Annotated in this window: 11 protein-coding genes; all 11 read left to right on the top strand. The window is 64.3% G+C overall.

Annotated features, from left to right (window positions below; translation table 11 throughout):
* The first annotated feature begins 349 nt into the window (after nt 1–349).
* The 11 genes from RHOSA_RS0100455 to kce all read left to right on the top strand — a co-directional run bounded on the left by RHOSA_RS0100455 (nt 350) and on the right by kce (nt 16015).
* Nucleotides 350–1693: a WG repeat-containing protein gene (locus RHOSA_RS0100455; protein WP_081728336.1), complete on the top strand. Its 1344-nt coding sequence runs from the start codon at nt 350–352 to the stop codon at nt 1691–1693.
* Nucleotides 1690–3192 (top strand): WG repeat-containing protein, encoded by a 1503-nt coding sequence (locus RHOSA_RS0100450; protein ID WP_027287135.1) that lies wholly within the window; start codon nt 1690–1692, stop codon nt 3190–3192. Before RHOSA_RS0100455 ends, RHOSA_RS0100450 begins: the two co-directional genes overlap by 4 nt.
* Nucleotides 3189–6077 carry a WG repeat-containing protein gene (locus tag RHOSA_RS0100445; RefSeq protein WP_027287134.1) on the top strand — a complete coding sequence of 963 codons (2889 nt, stop codon included), beginning with the start codon at nt 3189–3191 and terminating at the stop codon, nt 6075–6077. The genes RHOSA_RS0100450 and RHOSA_RS0100445 overlap by 4 nt, the downstream gene beginning before the upstream one ends.
* 299 nt (nt 6078–6376) lie before the next feature.
* Nucleotides 6377–7402, top strand: coding sequence for a LacI family DNA-binding transcriptional regulator (locus tag RHOSA_RS0100440; protein ID WP_027287133.1), 1026 nt, complete (start codon nt 6377–6379; stop codon nt 7400–7402).
* Nucleotides 7403–7443: 41 nt separating this feature from the next.
* Nucleotides 7444–8319 (top strand): SMP-30/gluconolactonase/LRE family protein, encoded by an 876-nt coding sequence (locus tag RHOSA_RS0100435; protein ID WP_027287132.1) that lies wholly within the window; start codon nt 7444–7446, stop codon nt 8317–8319.
* Between the two features lie 81 nt (nt 8320–8400).
* Nucleotides 8401–9573 (top strand): sugar ABC transporter substrate-binding protein, encoded by a 1173-nt coding sequence (locus RHOSA_RS19475; protein WP_051431654.1) that lies wholly within the window; start codon nt 8401–8403, stop codon nt 9571–9573.
* Nucleotides 9574–9661: 88 nt separating this feature from the next.
* On the top strand, nt 9662–11212 hold the full coding sequence (locus RHOSA_RS0100425; RefSeq protein WP_027287131.1) for a sugar ABC transporter ATP-binding protein: 1551 nt from the start codon (nt 9662–9664) through the stop codon (nt 11210–11212).
* Nucleotides 11212–13272, top strand: coding sequence for an ABC transporter permease (locus tag RHOSA_RS19470; RefSeq protein WP_051431653.1), 2061 nt, complete (start codon nt 11212–11214; stop codon nt 13270–13272). The genes RHOSA_RS0100425 and RHOSA_RS19470 overlap by 1 nt, the downstream gene beginning before the upstream one ends.
* A 37-nt stretch (nt 13273–13309) precedes the next feature.
* Entirely contained in the window at nt 13310–14098 is a 789-nt protein-coding gene (locus RHOSA_RS0100415) for an SDR family oxidoreductase (RefSeq protein WP_037255410.1), read from the top strand.
* A 2-nt stretch (nt 14099–14100) separates the two neighbouring features.
* On the top strand, nt 14101–15063 hold the full coding sequence (locus RHOSA_RS0100410; RefSeq protein WP_027287129.1) for a 3-hydroxyacyl-CoA dehydrogenase: 963 nt from the start codon (nt 14101–14103) through the stop codon (nt 15061–15063).
* 19 nt (nt 15064–15082) lie between these two features.
* On the top strand, nt 15083–16015 hold the full coding sequence (kce, locus tag RHOSA_RS0100405) for a 3,5-dioxohexanoate:acetyl-CoA acetone transferase (protein ID WP_027287128.1): 933 nt from the start codon (nt 15083–15085) through the stop codon (nt 16013–16015).
* Nucleotides 16016–16274: the final 259 nt, after the last annotated feature.

The following is a 16274-nucleotide window of genomic DNA, read 5'->3' as shown; positions in this document are numbered from 1 at the left end:
GCAGTGAAAAAAGAATATATATTTTCCTATAAGTCATCACATCACATATGGTTAATAGGGGTGGGGATTGTTTTTGGTGTGGGCGTTTGCCTATAGTAGCGGCGGCCTGAGTTATACTGCTGAGTGCCTCGGTATTAGGCCGTTCGGCCGCCTCGTTCCGCTCGTTCTGGCGGAAAACCGGGCTTTTTGGTGAGACATTCCGGTTTAGCCAAATCTCACAAATACGTGGCGCAAGGCTCGAATCTGAACGTCTTGGAAGATCGAAGAATCGGTCCATTGACGATTTGGCGGGCCGATCAGGGCGATTTGACGGGGTCCACCCCCGCTGCTAAGAGCCGAACTACCACGAATGCGCGACATTCTGGCGCGTTTGTCTTTCGGCTATTCGACCGTCTGTCCGTCGCCTTTAGGGGCGGTGTGTAAAGGAGAGTTTATGACTTGCCTCCGGCTGCGTATGGCCATTTGTCTTGCGTTGGTTCTTGCCGCCTCGCCTGCCTTGGCAGCTCAGAATTGGCCGCGGAGTTGCGATTGGCGGGACCCTGTCAGTTGCTTCGGCACGTTTCACGACGGGCGGGCTCTTGTGCCGACTGGATCGGTCGAGTCGTTAGATAAGGCGCCGGTCTATGGCTATATCGACTATGACGGTCAGATGGCGATCGCGCCGCGTTTCGAGAAGGCGGCCCCCTTTGCCAATGGGCTTGCTCAGGTAAAGCTCGACGGCAAGTGGGGCTACATCGATACGTCTGGCGCATTTGTGATTTCACCGCATTACGATTCGGCCAATTCTTTCAATGCCGCCGGTGTTGCCGTCGTCGAAGAGGGGGAGGAATTCAGCCTGATCGACCGGACCGGGGCCGTTGTGAAGCGCTTTCCGCTTGGCGCGCGTTACCTTGAGCCGGGGAATCAGAGCGAACTCTCGCTGACGCCGATTGAAGTGCCGGTCGTCCCCAAAGTCTGGAACGCGGCGTCCGAGACGGTGCTCACCCTGCCCGACAAGACGATGCGGGTGGAGCCGGCGCCGTCTGTCGAGGGCGGTTTGTTCGTCCTGATACGGGACAGCCGCTATCGCGGGCAGTGGGGCCTGCTGGACGCGGATGGCGCATGGATCGTTGCCCCGGAAACGTTGCACACGCGGTACTTGCCGAAAACCGATGGCGAGGCCTTTGCACTTAAGCGCGACGACGGTTGGCAGCTCGTGGATCGCCAGGGGCAGGCGCTGACGCAACCTGTGTTCCGGACCATCTCGCTGGTCGCACCCGGCATCTGGTATGTCCGGCAACAAGATCGCACCAAGCTGTTGCTGGGCAATGACGGCAATACGCTCGTGTCGCTTGGTAAGAGACCGCGCCAGATCAACCGCGATGAGCTCCCCACTTACTTCCAGATCGACGAGGGGGTCGTGATCATCAACGCGGCAGGCGAGGTCGTGACCAAAACCTTCGCCGATTTCGACTCTGGCCGCGTAAAAGGCGACTATCTCTGGATATACGATAAAGAATCTCAGCCGGTCGAGCCTTTTAGTCCGGATGGAACTGCGGTGCTCGACGACGAGACGACGGCGCGCCTTGAGGATTATTACGTCACGCCTTTGCCTGCCACCGCAGCCAATGAGGCCACACTACCGCTCGCGGAGTTGCGCCCGAAAGACGTGAACGCCGCCCCGGCGATTTTATCCCGGGAGGCGCGATCGTGACCCAGGAGGACTGGGCCGAGGTCTATGCGTCCTACGTCAAACAGGGGCCGGTGCGCGTGCGCAACGACGCGCGCCTTTATGGCGCGATCGGGGCTAACGGCGACTGGGTCATCGACCCGAAGTATGCCGATTTATCCTCTTTTACTGACGGCTACGCGCTTGCCCGGAAGCCGGGGAGCGACGACGGGTTGATCGTGGCCGATGACGGCACGGAGCATGCGGTACGGCGTGCGGTCTTCCGCAATCGCGGCGAGATAACCGACGGCATTCTAACCTACCGCCAGCGTGTTTCCGATCGCCGGGGACCGCGTTATGGCCTGTGGGATGTCGATGCCAGCAAGACGATCAGCGAGCCTGTCTTCACCGATGTGACGGAATTCTCCGGCGGTTTCGCAGCAGCCGAGATGCCAGGATCAAAGCCGAGTGAGCAGGTGTGGGGCATCATCGACCGCGCGGGCAATTGGGTGATCGATCCCGCGTATGCCAGCTACCGAGAACCCGAGCGCCTCGCCTCGGGCCTCTATCTGCTGACCGAGCGGGAAGACAGCGAAAGCTCTTACACGCTGGCCGCGCCGGAAACGGGCGAGGTGATCGCGACCGGCTTGAGCGCGCGACCGCAGGAGATGAAGCACGGGCGTATCCTCGTGCAACCCGCCAGCGGCGGGGCGCGCCTCATCAACCGCGCGGGGGAGACGCTCTTTGAGACCACCAGTCCGCTAGAGGATATCACGCCTATGGGGGATTTGGCGGTCCTGACCTTCGGCTCGCGGAGGGGGGCGGTCGATGCGCAGGGGAACTGGCGCCTTCAGCCGCGCTTCGATCAAATAAAATTTACCCTGCCGCAGCAGGTGGCGCGTGCTTATGACGGCAACGAGACGATCTTCGTCAAGGCCGACGGCAGCATCCTGGACCTGGACGCCGAGAGGACGTTCCCGATTTCCGGAATGAACCGCTATGCCCGGATCTTGGAGGACGAGAGGGCAACTGCACTGATCGATCCTAAGGGGCAGGAACTGGCGCGTATCGAAGGTCTCTACAAGCTGACCTATGAAACGGGAAGCGAAGGACTGGTCCCGTACCGCGACGCGGAGGCGCACAAAGAGGGCTTCCTCGATGCCCAAGGGAAGAAAGTCATCGGGCCGTTCTTCGACGTTCTTGGTCCCATGACCGAAGGACGGGCCTTTTTCCTGCGATCGGATGTTTCTGGCCGGTTGTTCGGGTTTATCGACCGGGAGGGCGCGCTCGCCATTCCGGCCAACTATTCCGCGGTGAACTCCTTTAGCGAAGGCCACTCCTTGGTGGTCGATCAGGACGGTGAACTGTTCTTCATCAACAAGCAGGGTGAAATGACGATCCACTTCGGCACGCACTGTGGGCAGATCGTTGTCGAGAACGCGCAGGGAGAGCGCACCTGGCCGGACGAGCAGCCCGCTTGCGAGGACGCGGCAGAGGACGGTGCATCTCAAGACAGCCCGGCCCAGGAAGGGGGTGAACAATGAGCGATGGTTTCCCGATGCGCGCTCTCTTCGTGGCACAACTCGGCGGCGCGCTCATGGCGTGTGCGCTGCTTTGGCCGGTGCCGTCTGCCCAGGCACAGGCGCAGACGTGCAAGGCCTCTGGACGCGCCCACGCGTTTGAAGCGCTTTATCCCTCGGAGACGCCGACCCCTCGCGGCACCGACTGTATGGCAGCGCTTGGCAATGGCATGGCCGCGGTGCGCTTGCCCGCTTTGGGCGTGCACATCGATGACGTCGCGGCGGCCCGGGGGTTGAAGGATCATCGATGGGGCCTGATCGACCGTGATGGGAAGCTTGTCGCGGCGCCGCAGTTCGATGCCGTGAAGCCGTTCGCGCAGGGGCTTGCCGCAGCCAAGGACGGGTCGGACTGGGGCTTCATCGACGCTTCGGGGAACTGGGTCGTCGACGCGGCATTCCAGGATGCGAAGCCGTTCGCCGAGATCGGCATCGCCCCGGTCAAACGCGACTATCACTGGACGTTGATCGGGCGCGATGACCATGACCTCGACATCGATCTTGGCGAGAATGTCGCCTCGATTGAGGTTGGCGCGGGCGATCCGGCGCCGGTCCGGACGACCTACCATGCGGTCCATACCGCCCCGGACGGCCGGCAACTGGTCGTTTCGGGCGACATGGAAGTGCTCGGCCGGTTCGGCGATCCCGAGGAAAACCTGTTCCGCGTCAGCTTCGATGACGGGGTCGGCGTCCTCAACGGTGACTCTATCTTGGTCGTGCCGCCGTTCTATGACTCGATCGATGCGCCGAACGAAGAAGGTGGCTTGTGGATCGCCAATCGCGGTTCCGCCGGGCAGACGCTGTTGAAGCCCGACGGCACGGTCGTCGGGGACGATTACCGTAACGTCCGGCGGCTTTCCGACGATTTCTGGCTGGTGGTCGACCGGGACAGCCAGCTCGCGATCCTGGATCGCAATGGCACGGTGCTCACCAAGGTTGATCGGGATGCCTATTACAACCTCGACCGGGTCGGTCCCTTCGTCGTGTATCAGGCAGAGGATGGCCCCCGCGTCTTGGCCCCTGGCGCACAGGAACCGCTGGTCCTCGAAGACGGCTTCACCGCAGAGATGGTCCTCGATAACAGCCTGCTGGTGCTCGGGGATGGCGAAGGGGGCATCGGCGGGCTCGTATCGCGCGCCGGTCACAAGCTCTTGCGCAAAACCCACAAGTGGGTCGGGCAGATCGACTCGATCGAGGTCCGGGGCGGTTCCTATTGGATGAAGAACGCGCAGCGCAATTTTCTTAATGTGCTGGGACCGGACCTCCAGCCCACGCTGACGCCGGAGGTCCGCGACAAGGTGGGGGAGTATGGCCTGGAGGTCGTCCAGCGAGTCCCGGAAGACGAGGGTCCGGTGCCGATCGCCATCCTGACCCGTGGCCATTGTAATTGCGCCGGTGAGGGCGCCGGCCTCTTGCTGTCCGATGGCCGTATCGTGGTCGATCAGGCGTGGCAGAAGGTGACGCCGCTGGATGAAGATCCCACCCAGACGCGGGACTCCCGCTTTGCCGTGGAGACGGCCGATGGGGTCGGCATGATCGACGGGCACGGCAAGGTCGTGCTGGCCGCGACGCGGAACAGTATCGCCAAGTTCCAGCACGGCTATGCGATGACCTACGCGGACGGTGCGGTTCAAGCTCTCGACCGGGAGGGCAAGCTTTACGATCTGCCCCCCGCTTTTGGCATGGACGTGGTCGCGCCGGGCTTCCTGGCCTACCAGAAAACGGCGGCGGCCGATGCGCTCCTGCGTCTGTACGATATCCAAGCCGGTGAGCCCAGGGGCGAGGCCAAGTTCCAGGCGATCGAGGACTTCGTCGACGGGCAGGCGATTGCCACCGCGGCCGACGGCAAGGTCGGCGTCATCGATACGAACGGCGATTGGACGCTGTCACCGCGCTACGGTTACGTCGAGCGCCTGAACGGTCAGCTGTGGGCGGTCCAACACAAGCCGTCGGAGACGTTCTTTAACCGGGAACCGCGCGCGATCGTGGATGCCTCGGGTGAGATGATCGTGCCCTATACCTCCCAGCTTCAGATCGCGCCCTGGCCGGACGGGCGGATCCTGGTCTATTGCGGTTGCAATGATGACCATCTGGACCGTCTGCTATCGCCGAGTGGCGAGATCGAACTTGACGGTCGGAAGACGAAATTCGCGCGTGTCGGCAATTGGGTGCGGACCGCCCGGCGTCCTGCCACGGGCTATCTCACTGCCGACGGGGACTGGGCGCTCCCCCTTCGCGTGGGCGTTGGCTCGTCCTTCCACGAAGACTCCGGCCACGCGCTCTTCCGCGATCACACAGGACCGCACATTATCGACCAACAGGGTGAACGGGTCGCCGACCTGGAGACCGCATGGTGGTCCTGGCCGGCGGACTCGGACTGGCTCATCGGTTCGGATCATGTGGCGGGCAAGACGGTCTATGCCGACGCGCAAGGCGAGCCGGCCTTGCGCCTGGAGAGCCAGGCGGGCGCGTTCCGCAACGGTGTGGCGTTGTCGCGCGCGGATCGGGACGAGCCGGCCGTTTGGATCGACAACTCCGGCACGCCGCTGGATATCGGCCGCTATCGCGATCTGGGGATGCTCAGCGACGATGGGCTGGCGTTCGCCGCCGGCGCCGAGGGCGTCTACGGATATATCGACCGGAAGGGGCGGTATCTGATCCCGCCGGTCTATAGCAATGCCACTGCGTTCAGCGACGGGCGGGCCGTCGTCACGACGGGCTACAACGCCATGATGATCGACCGCACGGGGCGCCCGGTCGCACGGGTCACGCAGCGGTGCGGCGTGCGGGTGCTGTATGGCCCGGATAACCGCCGTGTTTGGCCGGAGGCGATGCCGAGCAACTGCCGCTGACGGTTTGCGTGCGCCGCTGGCTGGGCAGGTCTGGCCCAGCCGGCGGTGTGCCGCTGTTGGGCCAGATTTGGGGCGCGGGCGTGTTGCGCGGCTGCCCAAAACGCTTTGAGGCGCCGTGAGGCGCCTTGAATCCTGATCTCGAGAGCGCGGTGTGTGTCCGCCTGTCGGTGGCGGTCTTCGTCAATCATTCCGAAAACAGCTTGACAACCAGGCGGTATCGCGGAAACGATCATGTAATCGATTACAGACTGTTCGCGAATGTAAACGATTACATAATGCCAGAGCGACCCGGACAGGCCATGCAGAAGTCTGCGAACAAGCGCCGCGCGACCGTTGCCGATGTCGCCCGCCAGGCGGGGGTCTCGGTGGCCACGGTCAGCCGCGTGCTGAACGCGAAAGCCGGCGACCGCAATCCGGTGGCCGAGGAAACCTGCCAACGGGTGCGGCAGGCAATGCAGACGCTTGGTTACCGTCCCAGTCAGGTTGGACGGACCTTGCGTACCCAGGTCGCGCATGTGGTTGCGCTGCTGATCCCGGACGCGACGAACGCCTTCTACGCCGCCATCGCGCATGCGACCGAGACCGCGCTGCGCGAACGCGGCTACGCGATGATCCTCTGCAACACCAGCGAGGATCCCGCGATCCAGGACGAGTATTTGCGGGAGATGCAGGCGCACAACGTCGCGGCGATCGTCCTGCTCGGCGCGGTCGAGACCGCTGAGCTGCGCACGGCCGCCAACTCCGACACGCCGATCGTGTTCCTCAACCGGCGGGCACCGCAGGGCGTGCCTGGGCCCTTCATCGGCATCGACAACGCCGCTGCGGGCGAGGCGGTCGGGGAACATTTCGCGGAGCGCGGTTGGGCGCGGATCGGATGCATTCGCGGACCGCAGACATCGCCTGCCAGCCGCGAGCGGTTCGAAGGCTTCCAGTCTGCCCTGGCGGCTGCGGGTAAGCCGCTTGACCCGGATCTGGTCGAGCAGGGGGCGCTGACGATCGAGTCGGGCGATGCCGCGATGGCCCGCCTGCTCGCGGGTGGACACCGTCCGGACGCCGTTTTCTGCGGCAACGATCTGATGGCCTACGGCGCCCATCGCCGTCTGGCCGACCAGGGCTTGTCGGTCGCCGACGTCGCGCTGTTCGGCTTCGACGACAATCCCCTCAACGCCTGGCTCGCAACGTGGCTCAGCACGGTGCACGTCCCGCACAGCCAGTTCGGGCGCGCCGCCGCGGAGGTCATCGTCGAGCTTGCCAACCATCGTGGCGAGCGGATGGAGCGGCAAATCCTGCTGCCTTTCCACCTGGAGGTGCGCGCATCCGCCTGACGTCTGCCGACAAAGAAAAAAGCTTCGGGAGGACTTAAATCATGAAAATCGAACAACTCGTGGACTGCCAAACGATCCTTGGGGAAGGGCCGCTTTGGGACGTCCAGCAGCAACGCATCTACTGGATCGATAGCTTCGGTAACAAGGTCTACCGCGCAACCGTTGAGGGCCGGGAAGTCGAGACGTGGGACGTCCCCGAGAAGATCGGCTCGATGGCGCTGCGCAAGGACGGATCCGGCGCCGTGGTTGCGCTGCGCACCGGCTTTTTCCTACTGGACTTCGCCACCGGCGAACTTGAGGCGATCGGCGACCCCGAGGCGGATATCGAGACGACGCGAATGAACGACGGCAAGGTCGACCGCCACGGGCGCTTCCTTGTCGGTTCGATGGACATGCAAGAGTCGGCGCCGAACGGGGCGCTCTATCGTCTCGATCCCGACTTCAGCTGGAGCAAGCTGGAAAGCGGGATCATGGTCTCGAACGGCCCTTGTTGGAGCCCGGACGGCCGGACGTTCTATTTCACGGATACCTGGAGCGAGGATATCTGGGCGTACGACTACGACCTCGACCAGGGCACCATCTCGAACCGCCGTACCTTCTGTTCGACCAAAGGCCAGGATGGCGTACCCGACGGATCGACCGTCGATGCCGAAGGCTGTCTGTGGAACGCCCAGGTCTATGGCGGCGAAATCGTGCGCTACGCGCCGGACGGCCGTGTCGACCGCCGGATCGAGATGCCGGTCAAGAAGGTCACGAGCGTCATGTTCGGCGGCCCGGACCTCGACATCCTGTTCGCAACCTCGATGGCGAAACCGCCGCTGCCGCATCTGCCCGAGGATGGTCCGCTAGGCGGAAGTCTGTTCGCCATTCGCGGGCTCGGCGTCACCGGATTGCCGGAACCGCGCTTCGCGGCGTGAACCGTCCGGCAAATGCCGCCAGCCGGTTTCCGGCAGGCCAACAATAAGAAAATGATCCATACCCCTATGGGAGGGCGCTCAATGAAGCGGATAACGTGTGCAGTATGTCTGGCGACCGGTCTGCTGGCGTTGGCCGGCGCTGTTTTCGGACCATCTCCGGCGCAGGCCAAGGAGCCCTACAAGATCTATCTGAGCATGAGCTATATCGGCAATGACTGGCAGGCCGAGGCTCAGCGCATGGTCAAGGCGATGGCCGCACATCCCGATTACAAGGATCGGGTCGATCTGGAGGTCCAGGTTTCCGGCGCGAATGCGCAGAAGCAGATCCAGCAGATCAACGCCATGGTGCAGGCCGGCGCGGACGCGATCGTCGTCTATCCGATTTCGCCCACGGCCTTGAAACAGGTGGTGCGACACGCCTGCAACCGGGGTGTCTTCATCATCGCCTACGATGCCGAGATCACTGCGGATTGCGCCCACAACGTCACGATCGACCAGACCGAAGCCGGCCGCGTAACCGCGGAATGGCTGGCCGAGGAACTGGGCGGCGAGGGCGACGTCGTGCTGGTGACCGGGGTGCCCGGAACGTCCGTCGACAAGAAGCGCACCGCTGCTGCGAAGGAGGTCTTCGACCGGCACGAGGGCATCAACGTGATCGCGGAAGCCCCCGGCATGTGGTCGCAGGCGGTGGCGCGCGAGAAGCTGTCGCAGATCACCGCGACCCACCACTGGGACACGATCGACGGCTTGTGGATGCAGGTTGGCTGCTACACCGCGGCTAAGATGCAGCTGGAAGCGGGCGTTGCCGACGCGGACGTAATCCCCTGCGCCGGTGAATCGGCCAACGGTCACCGGGTGCAGATGCTGCCGAAGGGGGCGATCGAGGGCGCCGATGGTCATTACCGTCCGATCGGCTACCGCAGCATTTCCTATGGCTCGCCGCCCTATTCCGGCGCGCTGGCGTTGAAGATCGCGGTGGCCTCCCTCGAAGGCAAGACGGTCCCCAAGCAGGTGACGCTGCCGCTGCCGATCGCCAAGACCGGTGAGATGGAGTTCTGCGAAGAGGGCACCTGGGAGGAGATGCGGAACGGGTGCAACGTCTTCGATCCCAGTCTCGTGCCGCCAGGCTGGTTCGCCGACATCTACGGTCCCTGGACCCCCGAGGTCGGTTTCCGCGCCGCTTTGAACGGCGAGCCGGAAGATGGCGGGACCGCGCCTTTCGAAGAAGAGTTCGACCAGATCAAGGCCGAATAGGCCCCTGGTGCTCGGCCGCGACACCGGAGGCACGTCCTCCGGTGCCGCGGCAACCTCCTTCGCGCATTCTTCTTGATGGGAGAGGCTCGTGACCTCGCAGGATACCTATGCCCTGGCTGTGCAAGACGTCACGAAGCGCTTTGGGCCGACGGTGGCCCTTAACGAAGCCAGCTTTGCCGTTCGCTCCGGACACGTTCATGCCCTTTTGGGCGAGAACGGGGCCGGCAAGTCGACCTGCGTCAAAGTTCTCAGCGGGCTGATTACCCCCGATTCCGGTCGGATCGAGATTGACGGGAGCGTCGCGGACCTTGCGTCCCCGCGCGACGCCCACCGCTTGGGCATCCAGACGGCGTTCCAGGAGATCACGCTGGTGCCGGACCTGAGCGTTGCCCAGAACATGCTGTTGCCCTACGAGCCGACCCGCTATGGGCAGCTCCGCCGGAAGGCCGGTATGCGTGCGGTGGCGGAGACTTTGGAGCATCTTGGCCTGGGCGACGTCGATCTGCGCGCCGAGGTGCGGTCCCTGGACCTGCCGCAACGCCAGAAGATCGAGATCGCCAAGGCGGTTGCGCGCGGGCCGAAGATCCTGCTGCTGGACGAACCGACCTCGGCGCTGTCGGGCGCGGACGTCGACTGGCTCGGTGGCTTGATCGAGCAGCTCCGCGCGGATGGCGTGACGATCATTTTCATTTCCCACCGCATGCCCGAGGTTCGGCTGTTCTGCGACAGCCTGTCGATCCTGCGCAACGGTTCGCACGTCGGCACCTTCGAGACCGGCGAGATCAGCGACGAGGATGTCGTTGAGCGGGTGATTGGCCGCTCGCTGGCGACTGCTTTCCCCGAGCGACAGTCCAAGACCATGGGGGAGGTGCTGCTATCGGGGCGGCAGCTTGCGAACGATGGCCGGCTCGACGGCATCTCGTTTGATCTTCATGCCGGCGAAATTCTCGGTGTCAGTGCGCTGCAGGGTATGGGGCAGCAGGAGCTGTTCATGTCCCTGTTCGGCATGGACACACTGTCGGGCGGCCATGTCGAAATCGGTGGCCGGGAAACCACGATTGCCTCGCCGAACGATGCGGTCCGGAGCCATCTGGGCGTCAGCCTGGTGCCGGAGGACCGCAAGACCGAGGCGCTGTTCCAGCATTTGCCCGGGCAACCCAACGTTTCGCTTCCGGTGCTCGACCGTTTCGCGCGCTTTGGTTGGATCGATACCGACCTTGAGGCGCGTGCGGTCGACAGCGTGCTGGCGCAGGTGAACGTGCATCCGCGTGCGCTTTACACCCCTGTCACCTCCTTTTCGGGCGGGAACCAGCAAAAGATCGCGCTTGCGAAGTGGCTGCTGACCGAATGTCGGGTCCTGCTCATGTTCGACCCGACCCGCGGCGTCGATGTTGGCACCAAACACGAGATCTATCAGCTCATGCACGACTTTGTCGGGCGCGGCGGCGCCATCCTGTTCTATTCGACCGAAATTCCCGAGCTCGTGAACCTTTGCGACCGTGTGTTGGCGGTCTACCGCGGGCGGGTCACGGACGAGATCGCCGGCGACGATCTGAGCGAACAGAACATCCTGCGCTCGGTGATCGGGCATGAGGCTGTTAGCCAACAGGCGGGCAGTCAGCAGGCGGGGGCCCAATAATGGCCGCGCGCACCTTCCGTCCTGTTGATGACGCGCGCTTCCTGTGGGCGCGCAATCAACCGACCATCGTTGCCTTCCTGGCGTTCCTGACGATCTTCGTCGTCCTACGCGCGGTCTCGGCTGGACCGATGTCCTACTTCGAGTTCAGCTTCCTCGCCTCTGGCGGCGCCACCCTGGCGTTGGCGGCCATCGGTGAGACGATCGTGATCCTGGTTGGCGGTTTCGACCTGTCGGCCGGGGCGGTGATCTCACTGGTCAACGTCCTGCTCGCGACGCACATGGGCGACAGCCTCGGCTCGCAGGTGCTGTGGTGCGTGATCGCCCTTGCGGCGGGCGGTGCCGTTGGCGCGGTGAACGGCTTTTTCGCCGGCTTCATGCGGCTGCCGGCGATCGTGGTCACGCTGGCGACGATGTTCATCGTGCAGGGCATCACCCTGCTCGTGCTCGACCAACCGGGCGGCAGCGTGCCCTACGGGTTCGTGACCGCGTTGTCCGGCTCCGCCATTCCTGGTGTGCTGCCCATGCCCGTGGTGCTGGTGGCATTGGGGGTCGCTGCGTGGCTGCTGCTGCGTAACAGCCGGCTGGGCACGGGCCTGTATGCCGTCGGTAGCGACCCGGACGCGGCGCAAGCGAACGGCATTTCGATCGCCCGCAGCCGCTTTCGTGCGTTCTTTGTCGCCGGTCTTTTCTATGCCGCCGCCGGCATTTTCACCACGGCCCAGACCGGTGCCGGCGATCCGTTGATCGGCCAACCGCTTCTGCTGCAGATCTTTGCGGCCGTGGTGCTGGGCGGCACACGCCTGGGCGGTGGGCGCGGCGGCTGTGTGGGAACCGTTTTCGGGGCCTACACGCTGATGATGACGGTCAACATCCTGCTGGTGCTGAACGTGTCGGCCTACTACAGCACGATTGCCGAAGGGGCGATCCTGATCCTGGCCGTGCTCGGCAGTTCGCTTGGCCGGGGTTCGGCGCTCAGCAGCTACCTGCGCTTTGCCGGGCGGCGCCTCGGGGCGCTGCGGCAGGGCACGCGGCCGCAGCAACAGGCACGCCATGCCGGGTTCGGAAAGCTGCCGGCCGTGCGGGCGGATGACGGGCTGAGCGGTCGGCCGCTGCACGATTGGATCGCGCGGCACAAGGCCACCCTTCGGTTCGTCGTGCCGTCCTATGTCGCGCTGGCGCTGGTGCTGGCGGCCGCCGCGATCCTGGCCGGTGCGCCGATCGGGAGCCTGAACTACATCAACTCGCTTTTGGTCCTGACGACCTTCCTGGCGATCCTCGGTCTGGGTCAGGGCACGGTTGTGCTGACCGGCGGCCTCGACCTGTCGATCCCCTGGACGCTGACCTTCTGCGGCGTGCTCTTGACCGGGCTGGCCGGGGGATCGGATGTGGCGGCGAGTTGGGCGATCCCGCTGGTGCTGGCGGTCGGTACGCTGATCGGCCTCGCCAACGGGCTTGGCGTCGTTTTCCTCGGCCTGTCCCCGATCGTCGTGACGCTCGCGATGAACGGCATCGTTCAGGGTCTGTCGCTGGTCTACACCGACGGCACCCCGAAAGGGTGGGCGCCACCGGCGCTGCAGGAGTTCATGACCGGCAACCTGTTCGGCTTTGCCCCGGTGGTCTATGCCCTGGTCGCCTTCGTGATCGTCGCGACACTCCTGCTGACGCGCACGACTTTCGGCAGGCGGGTCTTCGCCGTTGGCAACAGTCAGCGCGTGGCGCGTCTGTCCGGCGTTGGCGTGGGCGCGACGCTGTTGAGCGTCTACATGCTCAGCGGCTTCTGTTCCGGATTGGCCGGCGTGCTGCTGACCGGGTTCAACGGGCAGGCCTTCAACGGTATGGGCGATTCTTATCTATTGCCCTCCATCGCGGTGGTGGTGGTCGGCGGCACGCTGATCACCGGCGGGCGTGGCCATTATCTTGGCATTTTCGGCGGTGCATTGGTCCTGACCGCGTTGGCTACGGCGCTGACCGGCACGATGCTGCCCGATGCGGTGCGCAGCATCATCTACGGCCTCGTCGTACTGGGCGCGATCCTGGCGCTGCGTGAGCGCACCGCATGACGGTTCAAACAAATCGACAGAAAAGTGGGGAGTGACGATGGCCGAGAAGTTTCTCGAAGGCGTTCCGGACGGGTTGCGGGTCTTGGTCACCGCCGGGGCGGCCGGCATCGGGCGCGTGATTGCCGATACCTTCCTTGCGCACGGTGCACGTGTGCATGCCTGCGACGTGGACGCGGCCGCGGTTGCGGAATTCGATGACAGCCACCCGAACGCCAGTGCCACGCAGGCTGATGTGTCCGATCGCGCGCAGATCGATGCGCTGTTCGCCGATCTGGCCGAGCGGTTCGGCGGGCTCGACGTGTTGGTGAACAACGCGGGGATTGCCGGACCGACGGCCGGCGTCGACCAGATCGATCCGGACGCCTGGGACCAGACGGTGGATATCAATATGAGCGGGCAGTTCAACTGCGCCCGCCGGGCCGCGCCGCTGCTCCGGGCGACCGGCGACGGGGCGATGATCAACATCGCGTCGGTCGCGGGCCGTCTCGGCTATGCCTACCGGCTGCCCTACGCCGCGACCAAGTGGGGCGTCGTCGGGATGACCGCCAGCCTGGCGAAGGAACTCGGCCCCGATGGCGTCAGGGTCAACGCGCTTCTGCCCGGCATCGTCGAAGGGCCGCGGATCGACCGGGTCATCGCCGACCGCGCGCAGACGGTCGGCGTGTCCTTCGAGGAGATGAAGCAGCAATACCGCGACAAGGCGTCCCTGCGTCGCATGGTCAGCGCCCAGGACGTGGCCGACATGGCGCTGTTTCTCTGTTCCCGCCACGGGCGCAACATCTCCGGACAGCCGATCAGTGTCTGCGCCAACGTCGAGACGCTTTAGCGATGGCCGGGGAGACCGAGGCTGAGCCTCGGATCGCCGTCGTCGGCGCGGGTCTGATCGGACGCTCCTGGGCGATCGTGTTCGCCCGCGCCGGCTTCAAGGTCACGCTTTTTGACGCCGACGCGCAGGCGTTGAAGGCGGCAAAAGACTGGATCGCGGAAACGACGCGTGCGTTGGCGCGCTATACGCTCATCCCTGATCCTGATGCCGTCTGCGAGAGGGTTACGCTGCAAGATGACCTCGCGGCGGCGGTGGGCGATGCCGTGTACGTTCAGGAGTGCGTGCCGGAAGAGCTGAGCATCAAGCGCACGCTGTTCGCGGCATTGGATCGCCTGGCGCCCGCCGACGCCATTCTCGCGAGTTCAACCTCCGGCATCGTTGCCAGCACATTCACGGGTGACTTGGCTGGCGCCGCCCGCTGTCTCGTCGCGCACCCGGTCAATCCGCCCTATCTGGTGCCGTTGGTCGAGATCTGCCCGGCGCCGACGACCGATCCGGAGGCGGTGGCGCGGACCCGCACGTTGCTGGAACAGGCTGGGCAGGCCCCGGTCGTGGTCCGTCGGGAGGTACGCGGTTTCCTGCTCAACCGGCTCCAGGGCGCGGTGCTGAACGAAGCGTTGCGTCTGTTCGAGGATGGCTACGCCTCGGCCGAGGATATCGACCGGACGATGAAATACGGCCTCGGTCTGCGCTGGTCGTTCATGGGCCCGTTCGAGACGATCGATCTGAATGCGCCTGGCGGGCTAGCCGATTACGCCGCCCGCTACGGGCCGCTTTACGAGACGCTGGGGCAGGAACAAGCCGATCCGCGTCCCTGGCAGCACTCCACAGTCCAGCAACTGGAAGCCGAGCGACGGCAACACCTTGCCGGCGACGCGTTGACGGCGCGACAGGCCTGGCGTGATCGGCGCCTGATGGCGCTGGCCGCGCACAAGCAGGCGCAGTCCGACGACAGCAGCAATTAGTTTAAGAGGAGCTTCAACAATGGCGCGGTCTCGCAAAGTCATTATCACCTGCGCGGTCACAGGGGCGATTCATACGCCTTCCATGTCGCCCTACCTCCCGGTCACGCCAGAGGAGATCGCGGATGCCGCCCTCGGGGCGGCGGAAGCCGGGGCCTCGATCCTGCACTTGCATGCGCGCGATCCGGAGACCGGTCGTCCGACCCAGGACCCGGACATGTTCGCCCGCTTCCTGCCGAAGGTGAAGGCGGGCACCGACGCGGTGATCAACATTACCACCGGCGGCAGTCCGCATATGCCGGTCGAGGAGCGGATGCGCCCGGCGGTCGAGTTCAAGCCCGAGGTCGCCTCGCTCAACATGGGGTCGATCAATTTCGGCCTGTTTCCGATGCTGGAAAAGTTCCAGCAGTTCGAACACGACTGGGAACGCCAGCACCTGGAGAACAGCTGGGACCTGGTCTTCAAGAACACCTTCAACGACATCCGCCAGATCCTGACGACCTGCGCGGAGAACAACACCCGCTTCGAATGCGAATGCTACGATATCGGGCACCTCTACAACCTGCGCTACTGCCTTGACGCGGGCCTGATCAAGACGCCGCTCTTTGTTCAGAGCGTGTTCGGCATTCTGGGCGGGATCGGCGCCCACCCGGAGGATCTGCAGCACATGCGCCGCACGGCCGACCGCCTGTTCGGGCAGGATTACCAGTGGTCGGTCTTGGGGGCGGGGCGCAACCAGATGCCGTTTGCGTCGATCGCGCTGGCCTCCGGCGGTAACGTGCGGGTCGGTCTTGAGGACTCGCTCTACATCGCTCCCGGCCAGTTGGCCGAGAGCAATGCGCAGCAGGTCCGCAAGGTTCGGCAGATCATCGAGGGCATGTCGCTCGAGGTTGCGACACCGGACGAGGCCCGCGAGATGTTGCAACTGAAAGGTAAGGACAACGTCGGGTTCTAAACGGGGCAAGCGCCCGGTCGTGGCCGGGCGCTTGCACGCCCCTACGTGCGCGTTGCGTAAAACGCTGCGCCGACGGATGGTGGGGCGCGGAGTCTCAAAGAGTGGTTGACCGGCCTTGTGGTTAAGGACAAGGTACCATACAGGTATATAATAATACGACTAAAGCCCGGGCCATAACGGGCTGGAGAACAGAGCGTTGTCGATGCGCTTTCGGGGAGACAAACGTGACGCAGACGGGGGCGTTCCGCGACTACCCGCT

This window comes from Rhodovibrio salinarum DSM 9154, assembly GCF_000515255.1.
Classification (GTDB): Bacteria; Pseudomonadota; Alphaproteobacteria; order Kiloniellales; family Rhodovibrionaceae; genus Rhodovibrio; species Rhodovibrio salinarum.
The sequence above is the reverse complement of the archived record's forward strand: the minus strand, read 5'-3'. Positions and strand labels throughout refer to the sequence as shown.

Bases quoted from the DNA above. Each gene is read 5' to 3' on its own strand.
- RHOSA_RS0100455 (WP_081728336.1), top strand. From the start codon at position 350: ATGCGCGACATTCTGGCGCGTTTGTCTTTCGGCTATTCGACCGTCTGT.
- RHOSA_RS0100445 (WP_027287134.1), top strand. From the start codon at position 3,189: ATGAGCGATGGTTTCCCGATGCGCGCTCTCTTCGTGGCACAACTCGGC.
- RHOSA_RS0100440 (WP_027287133.1), top strand. From the start codon at position 6,377: ATGCAGAAGTCTGCGAACAAGCGCCGCGCGACCGTTGCCGATGTCGCC.
- RHOSA_RS0100435 (WP_027287132.1), top strand. From the start codon at position 7,444: ATGAAAATCGAACAACTCGTGGACTGCCAAACGATCCTTGGGGAAGGG.
- RHOSA_RS19475 (WP_051431654.1), top strand. From the start codon at position 8,401: ATGAAGCGGATAACGTGTGCAGTATGTCTGGCGACCGGTCTGCTGGCG.
- RHOSA_RS19470 (WP_051431653.1), top strand. From the start codon at position 11,212: ATGGCCGCGCGCACCTTCCGTCCTGTTGATGACGCGCGCTTCCTGTGG.
- RHOSA_RS0100415 (WP_037255410.1), top strand. From the start codon at position 13,310: ATGGCCGAGAAGTTTCTCGAAGGCGTTCCGGACGGGTTGCGGGTCTTG.
- RHOSA_RS0100410 (WP_027287129.1), top strand. From the start codon at position 14,101: ATGGCCGGGGAGACCGAGGCTGAGCCTCGGATCGCCGTCGTCGGCGCG.
- kce (WP_027287128.1), top strand. From the start codon at position 15,083: ATGGCGCGGTCTCGCAAAGTCATTATCACCTGCGCGGTCACAGGGGCG.